Source organism: Arthrobacter globiformis NBRC 12137, assembly GCF_000238915.1.
Classification (GTDB): Bacteria; Actinomycetota; Actinomycetes; order Actinomycetales; family Micrococcaceae; genus Arthrobacter; species Arthrobacter globiformis.
Genome location: NZ_BAEG01000024.1, coordinates 1 through 1,094, shown reverse-complemented (window position 1 = coordinate 1,094; position 1,094 = coordinate 1). Strand labels below are relative to the sequence as shown.

Genomic DNA, 1,094 nt, shown 5'->3' with positions numbered 1-1,094 from the left:
GTGGGCAACGAGTTCCTCTACATCATCGCCGCGGTGATTGGCGGGTGCCTGCTGACCGGCGGGTACGGTTCGGCCGTGGGCGGCGCGATCGGCGCGTTCATCTTCGGCATGGCCAACAAGGGCATCGTCTACGCGCAGTGGAACCCGGACTGGTTCAAGTTCTTCCTGGGCCTGATGCTGCTGCTGGCCACCATCGTCAACCTGATCGTCAAGCGCCGCGCGGAACTGAAGTAAAGGGGCCTGGACCAATGAATGCACACCAGATCGACCAGCAGACGCTGCTGAAAGACGAACAAGACCCGCTGACCCACACTCCGGTGCACCTGCTCTCGCTGGAGAACGTGGGCAAGCACTACGGGAACGTCATCGCCCTGCGTGATGTCACCATGGCCGTGGACAACGGCCGCGTCACCTGCGTGCTCGGGGACAACGGTGCGGGCAAGTCCACGCTGATCAAGATCATCGCCGGCCTGCACCAGCACGACGAAGGCACCTTCAAGATCATGGGCGAGGAACGCAAGCTCAGCTCCCCGCGTGAGGCGCTGGACGCCGGCATCGCCGCCGTGTACCAGGACCTGGCCGTGGTGTCGCTGATGCCGATCTGGCGGAACTTCTTCCTCGGCTCCGAACTGACCACCGGGTCCGGGCCGTTCCGCCGGATGGACGTGCAGCAGATGAAGGACATCACCAAGAAGGAACTGGCGGACATGGGCATCGACCTGCGCGATGTCGAACAGCCCATCGGGCAGCTCTCCGGCGGTGAACGCCAGTGCGTCGCGATCGCCCGGGCCGTGTACTTCGGCGCGAAGGTGCTGATCCTGGACGAACCCACCGCCGCGCTGGGCGTCAAGCAGTCCGGCGTCGTGCTCCGGTACATCCTGCAGGCCCGCGACCGCGGTCTCGGGGTCATTTTCATCACCCACAACCCGCACCACGCCTTCCCGGTCGGGGACCGGTTCCTGCTGCTCAAGCGCGGCAAGTCGATCGGCTACTACGAGAAGAAGGACATCACCATCGACGAACTGACCGCCCAGATGGCCGGCGGTGCCGAACTGGCCGAACTCGCCCACGAACTCGAACAGCTCGGCGGCCAC

The 1,094-nt window shown here is 64.8% G+C and carries 2 protein-coding genes; both read left to right on the top strand.

The annotated features are described in order from the left end of the window. The coding region (locus tag ARGLB_RS03630; protein ID WP_003799053.1) for an ABC transporter permease subunit at positions 1 to 234 on the top strand (234 nt) is incomplete at its 5' end. Positions 235 to 248: 14 nt separating this feature from the next. Further along, on the top strand, positions 249 to 1,094 hold an 846-nt coding region (locus ARGLB_RS03625; RefSeq protein ID WP_003799050.1), incomplete at its 3' end, for an ATP-binding cassette domain-containing protein.